At 61.0% G+C, this 25897-nt stretch carries 22 protein-coding genes; 10 read left to right on the top strand and 12 right to left on the bottom strand.

Translation table 11 applies throughout. From position 1 onward, the window contains the following. Positions 1 to 32: 32 nt before the first annotated feature. The 4 genes from RB216_RS23740 to gap form a co-directional block, all read right to left on the bottom strand. Complete coding sequence (locus RB216_RS23740) at positions 33 to 2597, bottom strand: TonB-dependent receptor (protein ID WP_308907968.1); 2565 nt, start codon at positions 2595 to 2597, stop codon at positions 33 to 35. Positions 2598 to 2712: 115 nt separating this feature from the next. Then, entirely contained in the window at positions 2713 to 3681 is a 969-nt protein-coding gene (locus RB216_RS23735) for a FecR family protein (protein WP_308907967.1), read from the bottom strand. A gap of 74 nt (positions 3682 to 3755) precedes the next feature. After that, entirely contained in the window at positions 3756 to 4274 is a 519-nt protein-coding gene (locus tag RB216_RS23730; protein ID WP_028617780.1) for an RNA polymerase sigma factor, read from the bottom strand. Positions 4275 to 4470: 196 nt separating this feature from the next. Continuing rightward, positions 4471 to 5472, bottom strand: a complete 1002-nt coding sequence (gene gap / locus RB216_RS23725; RefSeq protein WP_016975496.1) for a type I glyceraldehyde-3-phosphate dehydrogenase — start codon at positions 5470 to 5472, stop codon at positions 4471 to 4473. Between the two features lie 221 nt (positions 5473 to 5693). Between gap and edd the strand changes: the two genes are divergently transcribed. The 4 genes from edd (at position 5694) to RB216_RS23705 (ending at position 10793) form a co-directional block, all read left to right on the top strand. After that, on the top strand, positions 5694 to 7520 hold the full coding sequence (gene edd / locus RB216_RS23720) for a phosphogluconate dehydratase (protein ID WP_028617778.1): 1827 nt from the start codon (positions 5694 to 5696) through the stop codon (positions 7518 to 7520). Next, complete coding sequence (locus tag RB216_RS23715; protein WP_028617777.1) at positions 7517 to 8476, top strand: glucokinase; 960 nt, start codon at positions 7517 to 7519, stop codon at positions 8474 to 8476. Before edd ends, RB216_RS23715 begins: the two co-directional genes overlap by 4 nt. 123 nt (positions 8477 to 8599) lie before the next feature. Next, positions 8600 to 9334 carry a response regulator gene (locus RB216_RS23710; RefSeq protein ID WP_025854798.1) on the top strand — a complete coding sequence of 245 codons (735 nt, stop codon included), beginning with the start codon at positions 8600 to 8602 and terminating at the stop codon, positions 9332 to 9334. Positions 9335 to 9365: 31 nt separating this feature from the next. Further along, positions 9366 to 10793, top strand: a complete 1428-nt coding sequence (locus RB216_RS23705; RefSeq protein WP_201769846.1) for an ATP-binding protein — start codon at positions 9366 to 9368, stop codon at positions 10791 to 10793. A 43-nt stretch (positions 10794 to 10836) separates the two neighbouring features. On the opposite strand, the gene RB216_RS23700 is transcribed toward RB216_RS23705, so the two are convergent. Beyond that, complete coding sequence (locus tag RB216_RS23700; RefSeq protein ID WP_028617775.1) at positions 10837 to 11766, bottom strand: AraC family transcriptional regulator; 930 nt, start codon at positions 11764 to 11766, stop codon at positions 10837 to 10839. A gap of 328 nt (positions 11767 to 12094) precedes the next feature. Between RB216_RS23700 and RB216_RS23695 the strand changes: the two genes are divergently transcribed. Then, positions 12095 to 12436 (top strand): antibiotic biosynthesis monooxygenase family protein, encoded by a 342-nt coding sequence (locus tag RB216_RS23695; protein WP_028617774.1) that lies wholly within the window; start codon positions 12095 to 12097, stop codon positions 12434 to 12436. A gap of 9 nt (positions 12437 to 12445) precedes the next feature. Continuing rightward, the gene (locus RB216_RS23690; RefSeq protein ID WP_305382615.1) at positions 12446 to 12724 is read left to right on the top strand and encodes a hypothetical protein; all 279 of its coding nucleotides are present in this window, start codon (positions 12446 to 12448) and stop codon (positions 12722 to 12724) included. A gap of 99 nt (positions 12725 to 12823) precedes the next feature. Here RB216_RS23690 and RB216_RS23685 read toward each other — a convergent pair whose 3' ends face one another. The 5 genes from RB216_RS23685 to RB216_RS23665 form a co-directional block, all read right to left on the bottom strand. Beyond that, entirely contained in the window at positions 12824 to 13444 is a 621-nt protein-coding gene (locus RB216_RS23685) for a flavin reductase family protein (RefSeq protein WP_068935919.1), read from the bottom strand. Positions 13445 to 13596: 152 nt separating this feature from the next. Beyond that, positions 13597 to 14916, bottom strand: coding sequence for an MFS transporter (locus RB216_RS23680; RefSeq protein ID WP_068935922.1), 1320 nt, complete (start codon positions 14914 to 14916; stop codon positions 13597 to 13599). A gap of 216 nt (positions 14917 to 15132) precedes the next feature. Next, a complete protein-coding gene (gene mifR / locus RB216_RS23675; protein WP_308907966.1) occupies positions 15133 to 16458 on the bottom strand; it encodes a two-component system response regulator MifR in 1326 nt (441 codons plus the stop codon). After that, positions 16452 to 18218, bottom strand: a complete 1767-nt coding sequence (gene mifS, locus RB216_RS23670; RefSeq protein ID WP_028617769.1) for a sensor histidine kinase — start codon at positions 18216 to 18218, stop codon at positions 16452 to 16454. The genes mifR and mifS overlap by 7 nt, the downstream gene beginning before the upstream one ends. A 103-nt stretch (positions 18219 to 18321) precedes the next feature. Further along, positions 18322 to 19845, bottom strand: coding sequence for a fumarate hydratase (locus RB216_RS23665; RefSeq protein WP_016971118.1), 1524 nt, complete (start codon positions 19843 to 19845; stop codon positions 18322 to 18324). Positions 19846 to 20143: 298 nt separating this feature from the next. Between RB216_RS23665 and RB216_RS23660 the strand changes: the two genes are divergently transcribed. Next, a complete protein-coding gene (locus tag RB216_RS23660) occupies positions 20144 to 21076 on the top strand; it encodes an iron-sulfur-binding ferredoxin reductase (RefSeq protein ID WP_308907965.1) in 933 nt (310 codons plus the stop codon). A gap of 30 nt (positions 21077 to 21106) precedes the next feature. Beyond that, positions 21107 to 21856, top strand: coding sequence for an enoyl-CoA hydratase-related protein (locus tag RB216_RS23655; RefSeq protein ID WP_308907964.1), 750 nt, complete (start codon positions 21107 to 21109; stop codon positions 21854 to 21856). A 102-nt stretch (positions 21857 to 21958) separates the two neighbouring features. On the opposite strand, the gene pyk is transcribed toward RB216_RS23655, so the two are convergent. Then, positions 21959 to 23410: a pyruvate kinase gene (gene pyk, locus RB216_RS23650; protein WP_016975479.1), complete on the bottom strand. Its 1452-nt coding sequence runs from the start codon at positions 23408 to 23410 to the stop codon at positions 21959 to 21961. Positions 23411 to 23583: 173 nt separating this feature from the next. Between pyk and RB216_RS23645 the strand changes: the two genes are divergently transcribed. Both RB216_RS23645 and RB216_RS23640 read left to right on the top strand, forming a co-directional pair. After that, complete coding sequence (locus RB216_RS23645; RefSeq protein WP_025854787.1) at positions 23584 to 23958, top strand: tol-pal system YbgF family protein; 375 nt, start codon at positions 23584 to 23586, stop codon at positions 23956 to 23958. Positions 23959 to 24182: 224 nt separating this feature from the next. Further along, positions 24183 to 24542 (top strand): PilZ domain-containing protein, encoded by a 360-nt coding sequence (locus tag RB216_RS23640; protein WP_028617764.1) that lies wholly within the window; start codon positions 24183 to 24185, stop codon positions 24540 to 24542. Positions 24543 to 24564: 22 nt separating this feature from the next. Here RB216_RS23640 and RB216_RS23635 read toward each other — a convergent pair whose 3' ends face one another. After that, positions 24565 to 25896, bottom strand: coding sequence for a DUF58 domain-containing protein (locus RB216_RS23635; protein WP_068937967.1), 1332 nt, complete (start codon positions 25894 to 25896; stop codon positions 24565 to 24567). Between the last annotated feature and the right edge of the window lies 1 nt (position 25897).

Here is a 25897-nt window from a genome sequence, read left to right as displayed (position 1 = left end):
CGGTGAAATTTCGACGAGGTGAGAGGGGCGGTTTAAATGTCCCAGATCACGTTGATCGCAAAGTTGCGACCCGGCTGGGTCAGGCGGTCGAGGTTGGCCGGGGAGGTCACGCCCGCTTCGCCGACGCCGTCGTAGCTGCGTACGTCGTCCCAGTTCCAGTATTTCTTGTCGGTGAGGTTGTAGAGGCCGCCATTGATGGTCACGTCGTTGGTGACTTTGTAGAAACCGGTCAGGTCGACGATGCCAAAGCCTGGGGTCTTGAAGGGGCCAGTGGTGCTGCCGTCAGGCGCGTGAAAAGTGGTGCTGTCGACGCGGTTCTGCTTTTTCACCAGGGTCCAGCTCAGCAGGCCACCGTAGTTGTCCTGGTCGTAGCCCAGGCCGAATACGCCCTTGAGCGGGTTGACGCTGTTGAGCGCCTCGCCATTGTCGTCGTTGCGGCCATAGGTGTAGCCGACCGAACCCTGGGTGTACAGGCCTTGCGGTGCGCCGAAGGCATCGAGGTTCAGGCGCCCTTTGGCTTCTATCCCTTTGATGGTGGCGTGCTTGATGTTGTTGGCTTCGAATTGCTGTGAGGTGCCGCCGGCGACGGAGGCGTCCTCGTCGATGAAGTCGCGGTATTTGTTGTAGAACACAGCGATATCAAACGAACCGGAATCGAAGTTGCCGCGAATTCCGGTTTCCACGCCCTTGCTGCTTTCCGGCTTTAGGTCTGGGTTGGGCTCGACGGTGTAGCCCTGCTGCAGGTTTTCAAAGCGGCCGTACAAGGCCTTGGCCGACGGTGTGCGGAAGCCTTCAGCGTATTGGCCGAACCAGGTGTAGTGATCGGTCAGTGCGTAGGTCAGGCCGAATTTGGGCGTCACACGGTGCCAGGTTTTTTCCTTGTCACTGTGGGCGTAGATCCGCGTCGGGTCGACAGTGTTGAGGAACTCTTCAGTCAACTTGGGTTTGAGTTGGGTGTAGTCGTAACGCACGGCGGGCAGGAAGGTCCATTTGTCCCAAGTGATCTGGTCCTGTGCGAACAACGAGTAGGTGTTGATGGTCGGGTCCGGGAAGTCACTGGCCTTCTTTACGCTATCGCTGGCAATCGGACTGGGCGCGCCGATGGCCGTGCAACCGCCGCCAACAGCCAGGCAGCTGGCTGCGCCTTCTCGGGAGCCGGTGACTTTCTGTTGCTTGAGGGTGGTGCCATAGGTCAGTTGGTGATCGGTTTCACCCAGGCTGAAGGCCTTGTCCAATTGGGCGTCGAACACCCACTGTTTTTCTTCGTAAAGGGTTTCGCGGGTGCGCAAGACACGGCGCGACGGCTGGTAGATCTCGGCGGTGGTCTGGTCGGTCTTGGCGATCTGGTAGTTGAGGCTGGTCTTGATCTGATCGGCAATCGGCGAGTCCAGGGCAAAGCGGTTTTCGATACCGAAACGCTCGCGGGTGATGGTGTCGTTGCCCGACCGCGCACGGTAGAAGTTGAAGCCACGCCCGCCGGTGAACGGACCACCCACGGCATTCTTGAGATTGACGTCGCGATCATCCTTGAACTTCTCGTACGTCAGGCCCAGTCGATTGTCGTCACCGTAGTTCCAGCCCAGCTTGGCCAGCACGTTGGTGGTGCGCGCGTCCTCGGGGTTGGCGCCAGTGCGCGCCAGCCCCGTGGCGTTGTTGCCATCATAGGATTCCATCTCATGGCCGTTGCGCTGGCTCAGGTGCAGCAAGCCGTCGAAGTCTTGCACGCGTCCGGCGACGGTGCCGGAGGTCAGCCAGCTTTCATCGGCGGAGCTGTAGCCGGTCTTGAGGCGGGCGCCAACGTCCTTGCCGGGCTTGATGATGTCGTCCGGGTCGAGGGTGAAATAACTCACCGCACCACCAATGGCGCTGCTGCCGTACAGGGCTGAGGCCGGGCCGCGCAGAATCTCGACGCGCTTGACGATTTCCGGGTCGACGTAGTTGCGACGGGTCTTGGCGTAAGGGCCGTTGAAGAAGTTGTCCGGCACCTCCACACCATCCACTTGGGTGAGGATGCGGTCGCCGTCGATGCCACGAATGTTGTAGCCCGAATTGCTCGAGCGGCCACCGGCACCGCCTACCGAGACGTTGGGCTCATAACGCACCAGTTCACGGATGGTATTCACGTTCTGGCGGTCCAGCTCTTCGCGATCATGCACGCTGACGGTGCTCGGTACGCTGCTCACGCCCTGCTCACTGCGGGTGGCGCTGATGGTCACCTGTTGCAGGTTGAGGGTGCTCCCCGCTGCGCGCTTTTCCAGGATGATGTTGTTGCTGCCCAGTTTGCGATAGCTCAGGTTGGTCCCCACCAACAGCCGGTCCAGGGCTTTTCCCGGCGACAACGGGCCGCGTACGCCTGGGGACGACACACCCTGGCCCAACTCAGCGGGCAGGCCGACTTGCCAACCGGTCACAGCGGTAAAGGCGTTGAGGGCCGAGACCAGCGATTGCTGCTCGATGCTGAAGTTGTAGTTGCCGTGGCTGCGTGCAGTAGGTTCGGCGGCGGTGGCCGTCATCACCGGCGCACCGGCCAGCAGGATGGCCGCGGTCAGCAAGGACAGGACGGGCGAAGAGGACCGGCGGTTGAAACGAGAGGACATCGAGAGCGCTCCGGGGTACGAATCTTATAGTTGCGAACTGAAACAAATAGGAATCAGTTGCATTGGCTAAGACGAGACGTACGATCCTCAGCTATCGAGTAAAAATAATTCTCATTTAGTTCAAGATCACCAGCGCCGGGTATTCCGACAGCTTGGCCGAGGTGATGTGGGCCAGGGAGCGCACCACGTCCAGGGGCTGGTCGAGGCGGTAATTGCCGGTGACGGCGACGCTGGCCAGTTGATCATTGGTGTTGACGATCCAGCCGGGATAATAACGGCGCAGCTCGGCGAGCACTTCGCTCATCGGGCAGTTTTCGAAGATCAGCCGGCCTTGCACCCAGGCCAGATCCTTGTTGGCGTCCAGCTTGGCCGGCTGGCCAAAACCCTTGGGCCCGATGCGGATACTTTCACCGGCGCGCAAGCGCACGCGGGCATCATCGAAGGTGTTGCTCAGGTCGACATCGCCGCGTTGCACTTGCACCTGCGCTTCGCCATTCAGGTAGCGCACGGCGAACGCGGTATCACGCACGCTGGCGCGCACGGGGCCGGCGTCGATTTCCAGGGGCAGGCCATGGTTGGGCACGACTTCGAAAAACGCCTCGCCCTGGTACAGTCGGGCGAGGCGCTGATGGTCCTTGATACTGCTGGAAAATGCCGAGTTGGTGTTCAGCAACACTTTGGAGCCGTCATCCAGTTGCAGGCGCTGGCGTTCGCCCACCACGGTGAGGTGGTCGGCTTGCAGACGCACCGGCAGGTTGCTGAAGCTGAACAGGCCGATCAGCAGCACAGCGGCGGTGGCCAGCGGTTTCCAATGCGGTTTGATGCGGCGCCAAGCGCTGGACTTGCGCGGTACGGCCAGTGCGACGGCGGCACTGTGAACCGGCGCGCGCTCCCATGAGGCTTGGGCCTTGGCGAAGGCGTGGACGTGGGCGGGATCGCTGGCCAGCCAGGCTTCGAATTCGGTCTGTTGCCCGGGTAGCGGGCACTGCAAGGCGATCAGCCAGTCAAGGGCTTGGTCCATGGCCGTGTCTTGCAACACCTCATGAGCCAGCTCGAGAGGGCGCAGTTTATTCGGGTCCGTCACGGTGTTCCTCGGGTCTTCGCCACGTTCTATTCAACTTTCTTGCAGCTGGGATCGACGCTTCTGTTGGGTGAAGCTTAAGGCCGATCCAGTCGTTCGGCCACACCTACGCAGATAGCCATAATCAATTTGAGTTCCTTTTGCACGGTGCTCAAGGACACTTCCAACTGATCGGCGATCTCCTGGTAACTGCAACCATGCAGGCGGCTGAGGATGAAGATCTGTTGTTGGCGGGCGCTCAACTGGCCGAGGCTGACGCTCAGGGCTTCGAGCATTTGCTCGGCCTGGGTGGCATCTTCGGGGGTACTGATGGGGGCAGCGACGCTTTGCAGGACATCCAGCGGAACATCTTCTTGCAGCGTGCGGGCCTGGATCCTGCGCGCACGCAGGTGGTCCAGCGCCAGGTTGCGCGCCGTCTGAAACACGAAGGGTTCAAGGTGATCGATCGGCCGTTCGCTCAGGGCCCGAGTGACGCGCAGGTAGGTTTCCTGCAACAGGTCCTCGGCGGTGCTGTGGTTATTCACCATCCGCTGCAAGGTGCGAAGCAGAATCACCCGTTGGGTGAGAAAGACATGGTTGAAGCGAGATTGGCTCACAGTGATACCAGACCGGTTTGCAGTTAATGATAATGCTTATCATCAACGCAAATGGCAAGTGGCACGTTGCCCGGTGTTGCACAGGACAAATGTGGGAGCGGGCTTGCTCGCGAATGCATCACCTCGGTATTCAGATGAACCGAGGCGTCTGTATTCGCGAGCAAGCCCGCTCCCACACAAGCCCACTCCCACTGGATTACTCGGCGTTACACAATGCCAGGCAGTTATCCAACATACGGTTGGAGAAGCCCCACTCGTTGTCATACCAAGCCAGCACTTTCAGCAACTTGCCGCTGACTTTGGTGTGATTGGCATCGAAGATCGACGACAACGGGTTGTGGTTGAAGTCGCTGGAAACCAGCGGCAGGGTGTTGTAACCCAGAATCTTCGAATGCTGGCTGGCATCCTTGAGCAGCGCGTTGACCTGTTCGGCGGTGGCTTCTTTCTTCAACTGCACGGTGAGGTCCACCAGCGACACGTTGATCACCGGTACACGCACCGCCATGCCGGTCAGCTTGCCCGCCAGTTCCGGCAGCACCAGGCCGACGGCTTCAGCGGCGCCGGTTTTGCTCGGGATCATGTTCTGGGTGGCCGAACGCGCACGATACGGGTCGGTGTGGTAGACGTCGGTCAGGTTCTGGTCGTTGGTGTAGGCGTGAATCGTGGTCATCAGGCCGCTTTCGATGCCCAGCTCGCGGTGCAGCACTTGAGCCACAGGCGCCAGGCAGTTGGTGGTGCACGAGGCGTTTGAGATGATCTGGTGGGATTGACGCAGAATGTCGTGGTTGACGCCATAGACCACGGTCGCGTCCGCGCCCTTGGCCGGTGCGGAAATGATCACCTTGCGCGCGCCGGCGGTAATATGGGCGGCAGCTTTGTCACGGTCGGTGAACAGGCCGGTGCATTCGAACACCACGTCGATCTTGTGTGCAGCCCACGGCAGGTCGGCTGGGTTGCGAATGGCACTGACGGCAATCCGGTCGCCATTGACGGTCAGGCTTTCCTGATCGTGAGCGACCTCTGCTTCGAAAGTGCCATGCACGGTGTCGTATTTGAGCAGGTGGGCGTTGATCGAACTGTCGCCCAGATCGTTGATGGCGACGATCTGCAAATCCTGGCGGTAGCCTTGGGTATACAGTGCGCGCAGGACATTACGGCCGATACGGCCAAAACCATTGATTGCGATACGAAGAGTCATTGGAGAGTGCCTGTCGTCGATTTGTTGTAAGAATTACAAGATTATTCGCATAAAAATAGAAAACAAGCCTTTTTAGTGGCAATATTTTGTTCAATCTACAACGAGTGACCTGAATCAACTGGTCCGATGATCCAAACGACTCCCTGCCATCCCATGCGCTGCGGGCGTTTGATCAGCATAGACACTCAGGTCGCCACATCCGTTAGCCTGGAGTTCTACACATGCATCCCCGCGTTCTTGAGGTCACCGAACGGCTTATCGCCCGCAGCCGCGCCACCCGCGAGGCCTACCTTGCGCTCATTCGCGGTGCAGCCACCGACGGTCCGATGCGCGGCAAGCTGCAATGCGCCAACTTCGCCCACGGCGTGGCCGGTTGCGGCACTGAAGATAAAAATAGTCTGCGCATGATGAATGCCGCCAACGTGGCAATTGTTTCGTCATATAACGACATGCTCTCGGCGCACCAGCCGTACGAACATTTTCCTGAACAGATCAAGAAAGCCCTGCGCGAAGTCGGCTCGGTCGGCCAGTTCGCCGGCGGCACCCCTGCCATGTGTGACGGCGTGACCCAGGGCGAGCCTGGGATGGAGTTGAGCCTGCTCAGCCGTGAAGTCATTGCCATGTCCACGGCGGTAGCGCTGTCCCACAACATGTTCGATGCCGCGCTGATGTTGGGCATTTGCGACAAGATCGTCCCCGGCCTGATGATGGGCGCGCTGCGCTACGGCCACTTGCCGATGATATTCGTACCGGGCGGCCCGATGCCGTCGGGCATCTCCAACAAGCAGAAAGCCGACGTGCGCCAGCGCTACGCCGAAGGCAAGGCCACCCGCGAAGAGCTGTTGGAATCGGAGATGAAGTCCTACCACAGCCCTGGCACCTGCACCTTCTACGGCACCGCCAACACCAACCAGTTGCTGATGGAAGTGATGGGCTTGCACCTGCCGGGCGCCTCGTTCGTCAACCCGTACACGCCGCTGCGCGATGCGCTGACCCGCGAAGCCGCGCACCAGGTCACCCGCCTGACCAAGGCCAACGGCAGCTTCATGCCGATCGGCGAGATCGTCGATGAGAAATCCATCGTCAACTCCATCATCGCCCTCAACGCCACTGGTGGTTCGACCAACCACACCCTGCACATGCCGGCGATCGCCATGTCGGCGGGCATTATTCTTACCTGGGACGACATGGCTGACCTCTCCGAGGTGGTGCCGACCCTGTCCCACGTGTATCCAAACGGCAAGGCCGACATCAACCACTTCCAGGCGGCGGGCGGCATGTCGTTCCTGATCCGCGAGCTGCTCGAAGCCGGCCTGCTTCACGAGGACGTCAACACGGTGGCCGGCAAGGGCCTGAGCCGCTACACCCAGGAACCATTCCTGGTCGACGGCGAGCTGATCTGGCGCGACGGCCCGATCGAAAGCCTCGACGAAAGCATCCTGCGTCCCGTGGCCCGTGCGTTCTCGCCGGAAGGTGGCTTGCGTGTGATGGAAGGCAACCTCGGTCGTGGCGTGATGAAAGTGTCTGCCGTAGCGCCGGAACATCAAATTGTTGAAGCGCCGGCGGTGGTGTTCCAGGACCAGCAAGACCTGGCCGACGCGTTCAAGGCCGGTCAGTTGGAAAAAGACTTCGTGGCCGTCATGCGCTTCCAGGGCCCGCGCTCCAATGGCATGCCCGAATTGCACAAGATGACGCCGTTCCTTGGCGTGTTGCAGGACCGTGGCTTCAAAGTCGCACTGGTAACAGACGGGCGTATGTCCGGCGCGTCGGGTAAGATCCCCGCCGCGATCCACGTCAACCCCGAAGCCCAGAGCGGCGGGCCACTGGCGCGGGTGCGCGATGGCGATATCATTCGCGTGGATGGCGTGAAGGGCACCTTGGAGCTTAAGGTGGACGCCGACGAATTCGCAGCGCGCGCGCCTGCCACGGGCCTGTTGGGCAATAACGTGGGGGCCGGTCGCGAGCTGTTTGCATTTATGCGCTTGGCCGCAAGCTCCGCAGAGCAGGGCGCCAGCGCCTTTACCTCTGCCTTGGAGACGCTTAAGTGAAGCTTGCGCTGGTCGGTGATATCGGGGGCACCAACGCCCGTTTTGCGTTGTGGCGCGATCAGGAACTGCATTCGATCCGCGTGCATGCCACGGCGGATCACTCCAGCCCTGAAGATGCGATCAAGGTTTACCTCAAGGAGGAAGGCCTGGAAATCGGCGACATCGGTGCGGTGTGCCTGTCGGTGGCCGGGCCGGTAAGCGGCGATGAATTTAAATTCACCAACAATCACTGGCGCCTGAGCAAGACTGCGTTTTGCAAGACGTTGCAGGTCGATGAACTGCTGCTGGTCAATGACTTCTCGGCCATGGCCTTGGGCATGACCCGCCTCAAGCCCGACGAATTTCGCGTGGTCTGCGAGGGTACGCCGGAGCCATTGCGCCCGGCGGTAGTGATTGGCCCTGGCACTGGCCTGGGGGTCGGGACGCTGCTGGACCTCGGCGCTGGCCGTTTTGCGGCGTTGCCGGGGGAGGGCGGGCATGTCGACCTGCCCCTCAGCAGCCCGCGTGAAACCCAGCTGTGGCAGCACATCTACACTGAGATCGGCCACGTCAGCGCCGAAACCGCCTTGAGCGGTGGCGGCTTGCCGCGTCTGTACCGTGCCATTTGCGCGGTCGACGGCCACACACCGGTACTGGAAACCCCCGAGGCCATCACGGCCGCAGGCCTGGCCGGCGACCCGGTGGCGATGGAAGTATTGGACCAGTTCAGCATCTGGCTGGGCCGCGTTGCCGGCAACAATGTACTGACCACCGGTGGACGCGGTGGCGTGTACATCGTGGGCGGGGTGATACCGAGGTTTGCCGACTTCTTTATCAACAGCGGCTTTGCCAAGAGTTTCGCCGACAAAGGCTGTATGAGCGACTACTTCAAAGGCATTCCGGTGTGGTTGGTGACCGCGCCGTATTCCGGGTTGACCGGGGCTGGGGTGGCGCTTGAGCAGGCTTTTGCCATGTAGGAGCGAGCTTGCTCGCGAAGAACGTTAACGATAACGCAGCGCATCAGGTGATACGCAGCAGCTTCAGGATTTTCGCGAGCAAGCTCGCTCCTACAGATTGGCCATAACAACAAGGAGGACCCCGTGAGCGTAATCAGTAAATCGATTCTCCTCGTCGACGACGACCAGGAAATCCGCGAATTGCTGCAGACCTACCTCAGTCGCGCCGGTTTCCAGGTGCGTGGCGTGCCGGATGGCGCGGGGTTCCGCCAAGCGATGAACGAGGCGCCGTGCGACCTGGTCATCCTCGATGTGATGTTGCCGGACGAAGACGGTTTCAGCCTTTGCCGCTGGATCCGCCAGCACCCGCGCCAGGCGCAGGTGCCGATCATCATGCTCACCGCCAGTTCCGACGAGGCCGACCGCGTGATTGGCTTGGAACTGGGCGCCGACGACTACATCGGCAAGCCGTTCAGCCCCCGCGAGTTGCAGGCGCGGATCAAGGCCCTGTTGCGCCGTTGCCAGTTCGGCCAGGAGCGCAGCGTAGGTGGGGACGTGCTGGTGTTTGATGAATGGCGCCTGGATATGATCAGCCACCGCCTGTTTCATGTAGACGGCGAAGAAGTGATCCTCTCCGGGGCCGATTTCGCCCTGCTCAAATTGTTTCTCGACCACCCGCAACAGATCCTCGACCGTGACACCATCGGCAACGCTACCCGTGGCCGCGACCTGATGCCGCTGGACCGTATCGTCGACATGGCCGTCAGCCGCCTGCGCCAACGCTTGCGCGATACCGAAAAACCCCCGAGGCTGATCCGCACGGTGCGCGGCAGCGGTTATCAACTGGCAGCCAGCGTGGTTGCCGGCAATGCCCACTGAACATCTGACTGAACGCCGTCGCCGCTTCCCGGTGCCACGTTCGTTGCTGGGGCGCATGCTGCTGCTGACGTTGCTGGCGGTGTTGTTTGCCCAGGCGCTGTCCAGCGTGATCTGGGTCTCGCAGTTGCGTGCCACACAGCTCGAAGGCCTGGTCACCAGCGCCCGCAGCCTGGCGCATTCGATGACCGCCAGCGTGAGTTATTTCCGTTCATTGCCGGTGGCCTATCGCCCATTGGTCCTCGACCAATTGCGCAGCATGGGCGGCACGCGTTTCGTCGTGACCCTCAATGATCGCCCGTTGGACATGGCCATCCTGCCGCAAACCCCGCGTAAGCAGGCCGTGCTTGAAGCGGTCGATGAAGTGCTGAAACAAACCCTCGGTGCCGATGTGCATATCTCGGTGGAGTTTGTCAGCGCCGAAGACCTGCGCATCTTCAATGCCGGCCTCAAACTTGATGAACTGCCGCGTTCCTGGGCCCACTACGCACTGACCCTGGAGCCGGTAAACCCGCCGGTGCTGGTCACTCAGATTCAGCTCGCGCCTGGCGAATGGCTGTACATCGCCTCGCTATTGCCCGAGCCCTACACCAGTCTTGAAGAGCAAGGCCTGCCGTCCCAGCAGGTGTGGTTTATCGTGCTGACCAGCGGTTTTCTGCTGCTGTTCATCGGTTTGCTGGTGCACTGGCAGAGCCGACCGCTCAAGCGTCTGGCACGGGCGGCGCGGGACATGTCCCTGGGCGCCGATGTAGAGCCAGTCGCCGAAGGTGGCGGCAGCGAAGTGGTCGAAGTGGGCCGTGCGTTCAATGCCATGCGCGAGCGCATCAGCCGTTACCTGACCGAGCGCAGCCAGTTGTTCAGCGCGATTTCCCACGACTTGCGCACACCGATCACCCGCCTGCGCCTACGCGTGGAATTGCTCGAAGACGAGAACCTGCAAACCAAGTTCGGCCGCGACCTGGATGAGCTGGAGTTGTTGGTGAAGGGCGCGCTGCAATGCGTGAAAGATACGGATATCCACGAAAACATCGAGCCGGTCGACCTGAACCATGTGCTCGATTGCCTGGTAGAGCCGTACCTGGCGCCGAACGGGAATGGCCGCGTGACCCAGCATGGCCGGGCGTTGACGGCATATCCGGGCAAGCCGCTGGCGCTCAAGCGTTGCATCGGCAACCTGATCGACAACGCGTTGAAGTACGGTCAGAACGCCCACCTGTACATCGAGGACGATGGCGTGGAGTTCATCCTGCATGTGGATGACGAAGGGCCAGGCGTACCCGAGCAACGCCTGGAACAAGTTTTTGAACCTCACTTCCGCCTGGCTGGGCAGCAGCAGGGCTATGGCTTGGGGTTGGGAATTGCGCGCAACATTGCCCATAGCCATGGTGGGGAAGTGAGTTTGCAGAATCTGCGCGAGGGAGGGTTGCGGGTGACCTTGCAGCTACCCCGCGGTCTGGACTGAATAAACACAAAACCGCCACTCCCACATTTTGATCTCCGTTGAGTCAGATGCTCTGGCGCAATCGGGCCAGGTCACGCAATGGCGGCGCACCGAAGAGCCGGCTGTACTCGCGGCTAAACTGCGACGGGCTTTCATACCCCACGCGATACCCGGCCGCCGACGCTTCCAACCCTTCGGCGATCATCAACCGCCGCGCTTCCTGCAAGCGCAGTTGCTTCTGGTACTGCAACGGGCTCATGGCGGTGATTGCCTTGAAGCGGTGGTGCAAGGTCGAGACGCTGAGGTTCACTTCCTTGGCCAGGTCATCGATGCGCAGTGGTTGCTCGTAATTGCCGTTTAACCACTTGATCGCCTGGCTGACCCGATGGCTCTGACTGTTGGCCACGGCGATTTCATACAGGCGATAACCCTGTGGACCCCGCAACAGGCGATAAAGAATTTCCCGGTTGATCAGCGGCGCAAGCATGGCGATGTCTTTGGGCGAGTCCAGCAGGCGCGCCAGGCGCAGCACGGCGTCGAGCAGTTGGCCGTCGATGCGGTCGACATACATGCCACGGGAGGTCGGACGCGACGGCACGCCCATCGGCCCTGCTTCCGCGATCAAGGCCGTCAACTGCGCCGGGTCGATATTGATGCGCACCGACAGGTTCGGGTCTTCCGGGGTGGCATCAATGATCCGCCCGGCCACCGGCATCGCCACCGAGAACACCAGGTAATTGAGTGGGTCGTAGGCAAAGATCTCGTCGGCCAGGCGCACTTCCTTGCTGCCGCTGGCCAGAATGCACAGGGCAGGCTCCACCAGTACCGGCATGAAGTCGCGCGGCGTGTTGTGGCGGTTCAGGAACAAGGTGGTGATGGCGGTGCCGTAGGAGCCGTCCTCCCAGGTATGCCGGTGCACGATGCTGGCCAGTTCGGCGCGCTGTTTTTCCATCTCGGCATCGAGGGGCATGGCTTTATGTTCGGGCGACGACATGGAGCGTCCTCTACTGGCTACTTCGATGGGCTCAGCTTAGCGGCGGCTTTTCAAAAAGTGTTACGTCGATTCTGCACAATCCTTGCCTGATCCTGCGACGCATCGTGAATCAGGCAATCGCGAGGCCTGTCATCTCCCTGAAACAAGGCGTTGACCCATGGAATAAAACGTCTGCGCCAGACGTCCTCTCTACGCTTCTCGCAGGATTGTGCAATAAGCCGACAGGAATTGACTAACCGCGCCCGCCCCCGCGCCGTTATCTTTGATCCTGTGGCAACACGCCCTCACAGTGCTTGCCGAGCATCACTTCTCAACGGGAGAGTCGAACATGTCCACCCCCATTCCCGCGAGCCATATGGCCTTTATCCGCGCCCGCACCGGGTGCAGCACCGAACTCGGTGCACGCTTGAGCAGTTTGATCGAACCGGGCCGTCAGGCTCAGGGTTGCCTGCAGTTCTCGTTGCAGCATTCCCAGGTCGATCCCGATGTCTGGTTGATCTCCGGTTTCTGGAGCAGTGAGGAGGCGATGAGCGCCTACTTCAACTCACCAGCCCTGATGATCCTGACCGAGCTGTTGAATGACATGGTGGTCCGCAGCATGGACTTCCAGACCTTTACTGACGCATCCGCTGCACACGCCTACGGCGAGTACCTGCAACTCGCCGGCTGAAGGTCTAGAATGGCCGACTTTCCATTGGCCAGGACCAGCAACATGGCACGTAAACAATTTGCCCACCACGAAGCCGTTTCCGCCGTAGTACCGGGTGAGGGTGGCTACAGCGCCGCCGTCGCCGTCAAGGCACTGGATGGCATGGGCGCACCGCAGTTTCACAAGATCCTTGATGGACAAAAGTTCACCACGGCCTCCGACGCCGACCATGCGGCCACCCTGCAGCTTGAGCGGTTGGTCGATGTCGATGAAGAAGGCGTGCTGAACTGGGCACCCGCCGTCCTGTAGGAGCGAGCTTGCTCGCGAAAAATCCAAGGGCGCCGCAGCGTATCAAGATGCCCGCGTTATTGTTGACGCCCTTCGCGAGCAAGCTCGCTCCTACTGGATTTACTTCGGTCGATGCATCTTGAACAGGGCCTCAGGGCCCAACTGGAAGTAATCCGCCGGGCCGCCACCGCGCAGAATCGGCTCGGCGGCGGCGGTGTCGTAGATACCGTCCTTGAGCAACCACTTGGCTATGTGCACCGCGACCACCTCGCCCAACACCAGCCAGCTAGGCACCAATGCCTTGTCGGCGCGCTGAAGCTGGATGATTTGCGTCACCTTGCACTCGAACGACACCGGGCTCTCGCCCACCCGTGGCACGCCCACGATTTTCGAAGCCACCGGTGTCAGGCCGGACAATTCGAACTCATTCACCTCGGGTGAAACCGGGGCGCAACTCTGGTTCATCTGCTCGGCCAGCGGGCGGGTTGCCAGGTTCCACACAAACTCGCCGGTCTGTTCGATGTTGTTCAGGCTGTCTTTGCGCCCGACACTGGAAAACCCGATGATCGGCGGAATGTAGTTGAACGCGTTGAAGAAGCTGTAGGGCGCCAGGTTCAGGCGGCCTTCGCTGTCGTGGGACGAAATCCAGCCGATCGGCCGTGGACCGACGATGGCATTGAAAGGGTCATGGGGCAGGCCGTGGCCGTTGGCGGGTTCGTAGAAATGGATATCGTCGGACATGGCCTGTTCTGTTCTCGATTTCGGGACCAGCATCATACCCAATGTGGGAGCGGGCTTGCCCGCGAATACGGTGGTTCAGTCTCTACAATCGTTGACTGACACACCGCTTTCGCGGGCAAGCCCGCTCCCACATTTTGAACTGCGTTCAACGGTTAGTCGGTGGTGATGCGCGAGTGCTTACGCGTGTCCTTCATGGTCACATAGACCACCAGCGACACCGCGATACACGCGGTCACATACCAGTAGTAGCCGGTTTCCATGCCGATGCTCTTGAACCACAGCGCGATGTATTCAGCAGTACCGCCAAAAATCGATACGGTCAGCGCATACGGCAGGCCCACGCCCAGGGCGCGGATTTCGGTCGGGAACAGCTCGGCCTTCACCACGGCGTTGATCGAGGTGTAGCCGCTGACGATGATCAGCGCCGCCATGATCAGGAAGAACGCGCCCCACCAGCTCTGGATGGTGTGCAGGGTGGTGAGGATCGGCACGGTGAACAGCGTGCCGAGGATGCCGAAGGCGATCAGGATCGGGCGACGGCCGACTTTGTCCGACAGACCACCGACGATGGGTTGCAGGCACATGAACAGGAACAGCGTCGCTGCCGAGATGGTGGTGGAGTCGGAAATGCTCATGCCGACGGTGTTCACCAGGTATTTCTGCATGTAGGTGGTGTAGGTGTAGAAGGCCAAGGTGCCGCCCATGGTCAGGCCGACCACGGTCAGCAGTTCCTTGGGGTGGCGCATCAAGGTGCGCATCGCGCTTTCCTTGGCTTTTTCCTTCTTGGTGAATGACTCGGTTTCTTCCATGCCACGACGCAGGTACAGCGCGACGACTGCGCACAGCGCGCCGATGGCGAACGGGATACGCCAGCCCCACGCATACAGCTGCTCGGTGGTCAGCAGCTGTTGCAGCACGATCAGCACGGCCAGGGCGATGAGCTGGCCGGAGATCAAGGTCACGTACTGGAAGCTGGAGTAGAAACCACGGCGTTCCTTGGTCGCCATCTCGCTGAGGTAGGTGGCGGAAGTGCCGTATTCGCCGCCGACCGACAACCCCTGCAGCAAACGGGCAAACACCAGCAGGATCGGTGCACCGATACCAATCATTTCATAGCCTGGGCTCAGGGCGATCAGCAGCGAACCAAAGCACATCAGGTAGACCGAGGCCATCAAGGCTTTTTTACGCCCGACTTTGTCGGCGTACAGGCCCATCAGCCAGCCACCGATCGGGCGCATCAGGAAGCCAACGGCGAAGATCGCGGCGGTGTTGAGCAGTTGGGCGGTGGTGTCGCCTTTCGGGAAGAAGGTCTTGGCGAAGTACAACGAGAAGGCGGCGTAGACGTACCAGTCGTACCACTCGACCATGTTGCCGACGGAACCACTGAAAATCGATTTGATGCGGCTGGAGGTAGTGCGCTCTTTCGTCGGCGCGGCCGCCGACCCCAGAGGCAGGGCGTTGGAGTTATCCATTGAAGGATCCTTCATCTAGTTGTTTTTATGGAGCGGCGCGTGCGCAGCCTGGCTCGAGCTATAGCAGGAGCTGTGCCAGGTGGATGAAGGCCCGGATTAGAGGGGTTCGAGGATTTTTTTGAGCGGAAAGCCGCTGATGATTTTCAATGGGTGAGCGGAAATCCGCTTATTGGTGCGGGCGCGCACTGCCCATTGTAGGCGCTGGCAAGCCAGCGCCTACAGGAAGGTGTCCCGCACCAACCCATGGCGCTGCATCTTTTCATTGAGGGTCCGGCGTGGCAGTTGCAGCTCGGCCAATACGGCCTTGATATCGCCCTTGTGCCGGGTCAACGCGGCTTTCAGGCAGTGGGCTTCGAAGGCCTCCTGCTGCGCAGCCAGGGATTGCCCAGCCTCGATGCCTTCCGGTTCCGGTTCGCCAAGGCCCAATACCTGGCGTTCGGCGACGTTGGCCAGTTCACGCACATTACCTGGCCAATCATGGCTGAGCAGGCGCCCCAGTTGAGCGCCGCTCAGGGGTTCGACGCTGCGGCCCAGGCGCTCGGCGGCACTCTGTGCAAAGTGGTCGAACAGCAGCGGGATATCTTCGCGGCGCTCACGCAAAGGCGGCAGGCGCAGTTGCGCGACGTTCAAGCGATAGGCCAGGTCTTCGCGAAAGCGCCCGGCGCGGGCCTCTTCCAGCAGGTCGGGCTTGGTGGCGGCGATGATGCGCAGGTCCACGTGGATACTCTGGTTGGAGCCCAGTCGCTCCAGTTTCTGTTCTTGCAACACTCGCAGCAGTTTCACCTGTTGGGCCAGCGGCATGCTTTCGATTTCATCGAGGAACAGCGTGCCACCGTGGGCATATTCCAGTTTGCCGATGCGCTTGCCCTGCGCGCCAGTAAACGCGCCGCTTTCGTGGCCGAATAGTTCGGCTTCAAACAACTGCTCGGGGATGGCGGCGCAGTTGAGCGCGACAAAGGGTTTCTTCGACCGAGGGCCAAAATCATGCAGGCAACGGGCGACCATTTCCTTGCCGCTGCCGGTCTCGCCGCGGATCAGTACGTTGACCGGCAGGCTCGCCAGGTCCAGCACCTGGCGGCGCAAGGTCTGCAAACCACGGGACACGCCGAGCAGGGTCGACTCCAACTGCGCGCGATGATCGGCCTGTTGATGCAGGCGGCGGTTCTCCAGGATCAGCCCGCGTTTGTCCAGGGCGCGGCGCAGGCTGTTGAGCAGGGCATCGGGGCTGAAGGGTTTTTCCAGGAAGTCGTAGGCCCCGTCGCGCATGGCCTCAACCGCCATCGGTACATCGCCGTGGCCGGTGAGCAGGATGACCGGTAAATCGGCATCGCGGCGCTGTACCTCGGCCAGCAGTTCGAGCCCGCTGAGTCCGGGCATGCGCACATCGCTGAGGATCACGCCGGGGAAATCCTTGGGCAATTGCGCCAGGCATTCTTCGGCGCGGCTGAACAACTGCACCTCGAACCCCGAGAGGCTCAGCCACTGCTCGACGGCCGTGCGGATGCTGGCTTCGTCATCGACCACAATCACCGCGTTCAACATAGGTCGGGCGTCTCCAGCGCGATAGGCAGGGTCAGGGTAAATACCGCGCCGTCGCCGCGATTGCTGGCGATCAGGCGCCCACCCAATTCGTGCACGATAGCGTAGGACACCGCCAGCCCCAAGCCGAGGCCATCACCCACAGGCTTGGTGGTGAAGAACGGGTCGAACACGCTGTTCAGGTGCTCGTCGGCAATCCCGCCGCCGCTGTCGCTGACGGTCAGTCGCCACAGTTGTTGGTCGGCATGCAGGCGGATCTCCAGGCGTTTGCGCGGTTTGTCGGCCATGGCGTCGAGGGCGTTGCGCAGCAGGTTGATCAGGACCTGTTCCAAGCGGATGGCATCGCCGCGCACCCAGGCGGGGCGGGTCAGGTCCAGCACCACGCCGATGGATTCATCGCGCAGGCGCGCATCGAGCAGGTGCAGCGACTGGTCGACCACGGTGGCCAGGTCCAGGCGTTCACGCAAACCACTGGGGCTTTTGCGCGCGAAGGTCTTGAGGTGGCCGGTGAGGGCGGCCATGCGCGTGAGCATGTCGTCCAGTGGCGTGAGCGCCTGGTAGGCGTCGTCGACACGACCGTGATCCAGCAGCAGGCGCAACGTGGCCAATTGCATGCGTTGGGCGGTGAGTGGCTGATTGATTTCGTGGGCGAGGGCGGCGGACATCTGTCCCAGCGCCGCCAATTTGGCCGATTGCACCAAGCCATCCTGGGCGGTACGCAGCGCCTGGGTGCGTTCTTCCACCAGTTGCTCAAGTTCTTCGCGACTGCGCTGGCGCAAGCGGGCCAGGCGCCAGCGTTGGGTCAGGAACAGCACCAGGAACACCAGCGCCAGCCAGGAGCCGGCGGCAGCCAGGCCAGCGTTACGTTGATCTTCAAAGGCGAACTGCGGTTTGCGCAGCAGGTGCAAGGTCCAGCCTTCGGCCTTCAACGGCAGGGATTCCCAGATGTAATTGGCACTGCCATCCGGGCCGTTGACGCGCATCAGGTGGCTGTTTTCGTCGAAGCGTTGCAGGGTGCTGGTTTCGAGTGCCTGCAGATGTTTCTTGTCGTATTGGCGTGTGGCTTTCAGCTCGGCAAGGTCGCTGGCCGACAACGGTCGCAGGTTGCGATAACGCCAACCGGGTTGATTGGCGATGAACACAATGCCACGCGCATCACTGACCAGCAGCAGGTCATTGCCTTGGGCCCACTCACGTTCAAGTTCGGGGAACTCAAGCTTGACCACCATCGCGCCGAGGAACTGTTCGTGTTCATCGACCACCGCGCTGGAGAGGAAGTAACCGGGTATGCCGGTGGTCACGCCCACCGCGTAAAAGCGCCCAGTGCCCTGACTCAAGGTTTGGCTGAAATAAGGGCGAAACGCGTAGTTGTGGCCCACATAACTGCTGGGCAGGTTCCAGTTGCTGGCGGCCACGGCCAGGCCGGTGCGGTCCATCAATTCCAGGGTGGATGACTGCGCCGCGCCGTTGATGCGCTCCAGCTTGCGGTTGAGCAGATCCTGGGTCGCGGTATCCAGCGGGCCCTTCAAGGCATTGATCATCTCCGAGTCCAACGCCAGCACGGCGGGCAGGGCGCGGTAGCGTTCGATCAGGGTATGCAGCGAGTTGGCGTACAGCGCAAGCTGCTGATTGGCGCGGGCGGCGTCGTCCACCAGGGCCTGGCGTTCGGCGTGGCGCGTGGCCAAGGCCGCGGCCAGTAGCGCGCCAGCGATGATCAGCAGGGAATAGAAGGTCAGGCGCAGGGGGCGAGGGATGACGATCATACGGTGATGGGCAGGCACGGTAAGGGAGTGCACCATACCATGTGCCATAAAAAAGGCGACTGGGCCATGGCCACAGTCGCCTTTATGTTTGCAGGGGAAGCGCTTACTGCACTTCTACCGCCAGGCTTTCACTGATCTTTTTCTGCCAGATGGCAGGACCGGTGATGTGCACGGATTCGCCTTTGCTGTCGACAGCAACGGTGACCGGCATGTCCTTCACGTCGAACTCGTAGATCGCTTCCATGCCCAGTTCGGCGAAGGCAACAACACGCGACTTCTTGATGGCTTGCGCCACCAGGTAAGCGGCGCCGCCCACGGCCATCAGGTACACGGCCTTGTGGTCCTTGATCGCTTCGATCGCAGTCGGGCCGCGCTCGGATTTGCCGATCATGCCCAGCAGGCCGGTTTGCTCGAGGATCTGACGGGTGAACTTGTCCATCCGCGTCGCGGTGGTCGGGCCGGCTGGGCCAACCACTTCTTCGCGCACTGGATCAACCGGGCCGACGTAGTAGATGAAGCGACCCTTGAGGTCCACCGGCAGGGTTTCGCCCTTGTTCAGCATCTCGACCATGCGCTTGTGCGCGGCGTCGCGACCGGTGAGCATCTTGCCGTTGAGCAACACGGTTTCGCCCGGCTGCCAGCTCTGCACTTCTTCCGGAGTCAGGGTATCTAGGTTGACGCGACGGGCCGATGGGCCAGCTTCCCAGACGATTTCCGGGTAGGCGTCCAGCGGTGGCGCTTCCAGCGAGGCCGGGCCCGAGCCGTCGAGCACAAAGTGCGCGTGACGGGTGGCGGCGCAGTTGGGGATCATGCACACCGGCAAGGACGCTGCGTGGGTCGGGTAGTCCATGATCTTCACGTCGAGCACGGTGGTCAAGCCACCCAGGCCCTGGGCGCCGATGCCCAGTTGGTTGACCTTCTCGAACAGCTCCAGGCGCATCTCTTCGATACGGTTCTGCGGGCCGCGCTTTTTCAGCTCGTGGATGTCGATGGATTCCATCAACACTTCCTTGGCCATGACGGCGGCTTTCTCGGCGGTGCCGCCGATGCCGATGCCGAGCATGCCCGGTGGGCACCAGCCGGCGCCCATGGTCGGAACGGTCTTCAATACCCAGTCAACGATCGAGTCGGACGGGTTGAGCATCGCCATTTTCGACTTGTTCTCGGAACCGCCGCCCTTGGCTGCCACGTCCACTTCCACGGTGTTACCCGGGACGATGGAGTAGTGGATCACCGCCGGGGTGTTGTCCTTGGTGTTCTTACGCGCGCCTGCCGGGTCGGCCAGGATCGAGGCACGCAGGACGTTTTCCGGCAGGTTGTAGGCGCGACGCACGCCTTCGTTGATCATGTCGTCCAGGCCCATGGTAGCGCCATCCCAACGCACGTCCATGCCCACGCGCACGAACACGGTAACGATACCGGTGTCCTGGCAGATCGGGCGATGGCCGGTGGCGCACATGCGCGAGTTGATCAGGATCTGGGCGATGGAGTCACGGGCCGCTGGCGATTCTTCGCGCAGGTAGGCTTCGTGCATGGCCTGGATGAAATCCACGGGGTGGTAGTAGGAAATGAATTGCAGGGCGTCGGCAACGCTCTGAATCAGGTCGTCTTGCTTGATCACGGTCATGAGTCGCGCTCCTCTATAAGGGAACATTCAATAAAGGTGGGCTCAGTGTTGCATCGGTCGGCTGAGCTCACCTTTCCAAGGCACGCCAAAGTGGTGCAGGCGCGACGCTAAAAAGGCGCGGCAGTATAACCCGGCTCGGTGGCCGATACACCCGACTATGGTCATGAATGCCTGGCTCGATTGGGTTGTAGGAGCGAGCTTGCTCGCGAAAAACTTGAATTTGATGGGTTTCGTCAGGCACCCCGCGTTATCGTTAGCGATCTTCGCGAGCAAGCTCGCTCCTACAGGTGAGAGTTATATGCCTGAACTGTATGTCGGCGAACGCCATTGGTCGGTAACGACCGGCAGCAACCTGCTGGATGCCTTGAACGAGGCAGGTGTGGCCGTGCCTTACAGTTGTCGCGCCGGCAGTTGCCATGCGTGTCTGGTGCGATGCCAGGGAGAGATCGAGGACAAGCAGCCCGAGGCCTTGAGCCCGGCGCAACGTCAGGACGGCTGGCGCTTGGCGTGTCAGTGCCAGGTGAGCGGGGACCTGCGCGTCGAAACCTTTGATCCTACGCGTGATGGGTTGCCGGCCCAGGTGGTGGGTATCGATTGGTTGAGCCCGAGTGTGCTGCGCCTGCGCCTGCAACCCGAGCGAGGCCTGCGCTACCGGGCTGGGCAGCATCTGGTGTTGTGGGCGGGACAAGTGGCGCGGCCCTATTCCCTGGCGAGCTTGCCCCAGGATGACCCATTCCTGGAGTTTCACCTCGATTGCCGTCTGCCTGGCGAATTCAGTGATCTTGCCCGCCAGTTGCAGCTGGGCGACCGTTTGCGGCTGGGCGAACTGCGCGGCGGCGCGCTGCAATACGATCCCGACTGGCAAAGCCGACCGCTGTGGCTACTGGCGTCCGGCACCGGCCTTGGCCCTCTTTGGGGCGTGTTGCGAGAGGCCTTGCGCCAGGATCATCAGGGCGACATCCGCGTGATTCACCTGGCCCATGATACTGAGGGGCATTACCTGGCCGAACCCTTGGCGCTGCTGGCCGCACAGCATCCCAACGTGACGGTGGGGCTGTGGACGGCGGCGCAGGCAACCCAGGCATTGGCGCAACTGCGGCTTGTTTCGCGGCAAACTCTGGCTTTACTCTGCGGGCACCCGGCCAGTGTCGAGGCGTTTTCCAAGCGTCTGTTCCTGGCGGGACTGCCGCGTAATCAACTGCTGGCCGATGTGTTCCTGCCCCGTGGTTGAGCGCTGAACTCTACAGCCGCGAGATTCGCCATGACCGATGCCATCCTGCAACACCGCGAACGCGGGTTGCTGACCTTGCAGCTCAATCGCCCCGACAAGAAAAACGCCCTGACCCGCGCCATGTACACGCAATTGGCCGAGGCACTGGAGCAGGCCGATGCGGATGAGGACATCCGCTGCGTACTGATCCAGGGCAGCAGTGAATGCTTCACTGCCGGCAACGACATCGGCGATTTTCTCGAACAGCCGCCCAGCGATCTCGACAGCCCACCGTTTTATTTCATGAAAAGCCTGCTCAACTGCCGCAAACCGGTGATTGCCGCCGTGGCGGGCGTTGCGGTGGGTATCGGGACAACCCTGTTGCTGCATTGCGATCTGGTATACATCAGCCGCGATGCGCGGTTGCGCATGCCGTTTGTCAACCTGGGGCTGTGCCCGGAGTTTGGGTCGAGCCTGATTCTGCCGAGGTTGTTGGGGCACGCAAAGGCTGCGGAATTATTGTTGCTGGGCGAGGGCTTTACCGGCGAACAGGCGGCAGCCTGGGGGATTGCCACCGAGGCGTTGGGCAGCGGTGAGGCGGCGTTGGCCAAGGCGCGGGAAGTGGCTGAGCGTTTCGAAACCCTGGCGCCGGGGGCGGTGCAGGTGACCAAGCAATTGATGAAAAGTGTTGATCGTGAGCAGTTGCGGCAGGTGATCGAGGAGGAGGGGGCGCTGTTTACCCATCGCTTGAGATCGCCTGAGGCGATTGCGGCGTTGTCGGGGTTCATCACCCGGCGCTGATCAACATGTGGGAGCGGGCTTGACCGAGTTCGACACGAACTCTTGAAATGCAAAAAAGCCCCGCCATTCACATGGCGGGGCTTTTGTTTTTCAGCGTGTCACTCAGACCTGCGGGTCGCCCACGTGCAGGATCTTCATGCCATTGGTGCCACCGGTGGTGTGGTAGCTGTCGCCCTTGGTCAGGATGACCCAGTCGCCTTTCTCTACGACGCCACGCTTGACCAGCTCGTCGATCGCCTTCTGGCTGACTTCGTTCGGTGCCAGCGAAGCCGGATCGAACGGAACGGTGTACACGCCACGGAACAGCGCGGTGCGCGCCTGGGCTTCACGGTGCGGGGTGAACGCGTAGATCGGCACCGAGGAACGGATGCGCGACATGATCAACGGCGTGTAGCCACTTTCGGTCAGCGCGATGATCGCCTTCACACCGGGGAAGTGGTTCGCGGTGTACATGGCAGCCAGGGCGATGCTCTGGTCGCAGCTTTCGAACTCTTTGCCGATGCGGTGGCTGGAGGTCTTGCTGGTCGGGTGCTTTTCAGCGCCGAGGCAGATACGTGCCATGGCTTGCACGGCTTCCAGCGGGTACGGGCCGGCGGCGCTTTCGGCCGAGAGCATCACGGCGTCGGTGTAGTCGAGCACGGCGTTGGCCACGTCGGACACTTCGGCGCGGGTCGGCATCGGGTTCTGGATCATCGACTCCATCATCTGGGTCGCCACGATCACTGCCTTGTTGTGGCGGCGAGCGTGCAGGATGATCTTCTTCTGGATACCGATCAGCTCGGCGTCACCGATTTCCACGCCCAGGTCGCCACGGGCAACCATCACCGCGTCGGAAGCCTTGATCAGGCCGTCGAGGGTTTCGTCATCGGCCACGGCTTCGGCGCGTTCGATCTTCGCCACCAGCCAGGCAGTACCACCGGCTTCGTCGCGCAGCTTACGGGCGTATTCCATGTCGGCGGCGTCGCGCGGGAAGGACACGGCGAGGTAGTCCACTTCCATTTCGGCGGCGAGCTTGATGTCGGCCTTGTCTTTTTCCGTCAGGGCTGGTGCGGTCAAGCCACCCCCACGACGGTTGATGCCTTTGTGGTCGGACAGCGGACCACCGATCAGCACGACGCAGTGCAGTTCGGTCGGGGTCGCGGTTTCGACGCGCATTACTACGCGGCCATCATCCAGCAGAAGCTCGTCGCCGACGCCGCAGTCCTTGACCAGATCCGGATAGTCGATACCCACGACCTGCTGGTTGCCTTCGGTCAGCGGGTGGCTGGTGGAGAAGGTGAATTGATCACCGATCTTCAGCTCGATCCGCTTGTTGGTGAATTTGGCGATACGGATTTTCGGGCCTTGCAGGTCACCCAGCAGAGCGACGAAGCGGCCGTGCTTGGCGGCCAGGTCACGCACCAGCTTGGCGCGAGCCTTGTGCTCGTCCGGGGTGCCGTGGGAGAAGTTCAGACGGGCAACGTCCAAACCAGCCAGAATCAGCTGTTCGAGGACTTCCGGCGAGTTGCTGGCCGGGCCAAGGGTGGCGACGATTTTGGTACGACGGACGGACATGCACAGACTCCTGAGTTCAAGCGCTGGAGAAGGCTACTATGCTCTTTCGTTGTAGTCATTGTTCGTTTGCACTACTTATCGATGATTGACTTGTTTTCGCTGCGGCTGAATACGAACATCCTTGAAGATTTTCGACGAGGGGTCGATACACTGCACAAGACAGGAGAACCCTCATGCGAATTTTGCTCATTGCTGCCCTGGCCGTCAGTGTTGTCGGCTGCACCCGTTGGTCGATGGATCACCATCTGAACAATGCCTACCGCGCCTACAAGGTCGGTGACTGCGAGCGCGTTACCCTGGAATTGTCCCAGGTCGACCGTGAAAGTCGCACCCGACGTTATGTGCAGCCGGAAGTCTCGATGTTGCGCGGTCAGTGCCTGGAACGGCAAAAGCTGTTCGTCGACGCGGTACAGACCTATCAATTCATTATCAATCAATACCCATCGAGCGAGTACGCCTACCGCGCCCGCGCGAGGCTCGACACCCTGCAACAACTGGGGCATTACCCTGGTGCAAGCGTCGCGCAACCGCGACCAGCTTCTTTGTGATGATATTCGTCATTCCATAACTGGCCCGTTGCCAGTCTTGGGCTATTCTTTGAATGTTCATTTGTATAAGTTCTATGCAAATGGATGTGGGGCCCCGGACTGGGTGGCTGTCTAGCGGCAGGCAATTGCCTGTTGTCGCACCGAGATCCAAGGAGAGCGGGCGTATTACCCGTTCCGAATCACTGGCACGGCCGCAGTCATGGCCATTGGATGGCGATCTCACCATGTTTACCGACCGACGGATCGAGCGGCATCAGCTTCCTTGTTTTTTGCAAGTGTTTAATCGTCTTACCGACAAGCCCATCGGCTTTTTGGGAAATGTCTCTGAAGATGGACTGATGTTAATCAGCCAACTGCCCATGATGGTCGACGTGGATTTTGAGCTGCGTTTGAAGATTCCGGCGGCTGACGGCACCTTCCATCCCATTGATCTCACGGCGAGCTGCCTATGGAGTCATGAGGATGTAAACCCCCAGCACTATGATTCCGGGTTCAGGGTGCTGCAGGCACCTGAGGAATATGAGCAGTTGATCAACGTCTTATTGCATTACTTCAGCTTTGATCCTTTGCAGGCTTCGGCTTAGATAAAGAGTTGGCGGGCACTTTTCAGAGCACGCCAGCTTTCTTCCACCCCAGGTAGCGCGTGACCAACGCCGGTCCCAGTTCAGACGGCAAACTGTCCAATAGGGACAGGCCTTGGGCGCTGAGTCGGTCGTGCAGTTCGTTGCGGGTATTCAGGTAGTCGATGGTGCCGCTGTAGGCCAAGGCTTCGGGCAAGGTTTGTACGGGGGCTTGGCGCAGTCGATCGAGCGCTTCCTCGCGCAGGCTGACCACCAGCACCCTGTGTTGACGACTGATACGCTTGACGGCAGCCAGCAGTGTTTCATCATCCTCATCCCGCAGGTTGGTTATCACGATCACCAATGCGCGCCGTTTCTGCCGAGCCAGCAACTCGCTTGCTGCAGCCTGATAGTCAGCAGTCCGTCGAGTGGTATCCAGGTCGTATACCGCGTTGAGCAACAGGTTCAATTGGCTACTGCCTTTGACCGGCGCCAGGTAGCGTGGCTGGTCACCGGCAAAGGTGCACAGTCCTACCGCATCCCCCTGGCGCAACGCGACGTAGCTGAGCAGCAGGCAGGCATTCAGGGCATGGTCAAAGTGAGACAGTTCGTCATCCTGGCTACGCATGCGGCGGCCGCAATCGAGCATGAACACGATCTGTTGGTCGCGCTCATCCTGGTATTCACGAGCAATGGGTGTGCGTTGCCGGGCGGTGGCCTTCCAGTCGATCTGCCGTAGGCTGTCCCCTTCGCGAAACTCGCGCAACTGGTGAAATTCCAGTCCCAAGCCGCGCCGCTGGCGTTGGCGTACACCCAGTTGGCTCAGCCAGTTGTCCACGCCCTGGAGTTGGGCGCCGTACAGACGGGCGAAGTCTGGGTAGACGCGGGTGGTATCGCTCACTTCGATCAGTCGTCGTGCTGACCACAGGCCCATGGGGCTGGGCAGGTGAATTTCACAGCGGCCGAAATTGAAATGCCCGCGTCGCAAGGGGCGAAGGCGATAACCCAGTTCACTGCGTTCACCGGGGCGCAGGTCTATGGATTGGGGCATGTGCTCGACGGACAACCCGTCAGGGACATGATCGAACACCTGCACGCTCAGTGCCTGCGCAAAGTCATGCTCTAGAACCAGGCGGATTTCTCCCCAGCGGCCCAGTGCCAGGCTTCCGGGCATTTGCCGTTGCACGCGGGGCGAAGGGCGGTTACGCAGACGCATCGCATCCAGCAGCGCGAGCAGTAACAGTGCCAGTAGCAGCCCCCATGCGATGGCGTACAAGGTGTCGGGCAACTTGAACTGCAACGCTGCCGCAGTGCCCAGCACGATGCCCAAGCCCAGCAATACGCCCAGCCAGTTCAACAGCAGACGGGTCGGTTTCATG

This window comes from Pseudomonas canadensis, assembly GCF_030980095.1.
Taxonomy (GTDB): domain Bacteria; phylum Pseudomonadota; class Gammaproteobacteria; order Pseudomonadales; family Pseudomonadaceae; genus Aquipseudomonas; species Aquipseudomonas canadensis.
Note: the sequence above shows the minus strand (reverse complement) of the source record. Positions and strands in the feature narration are given on the sequence as shown.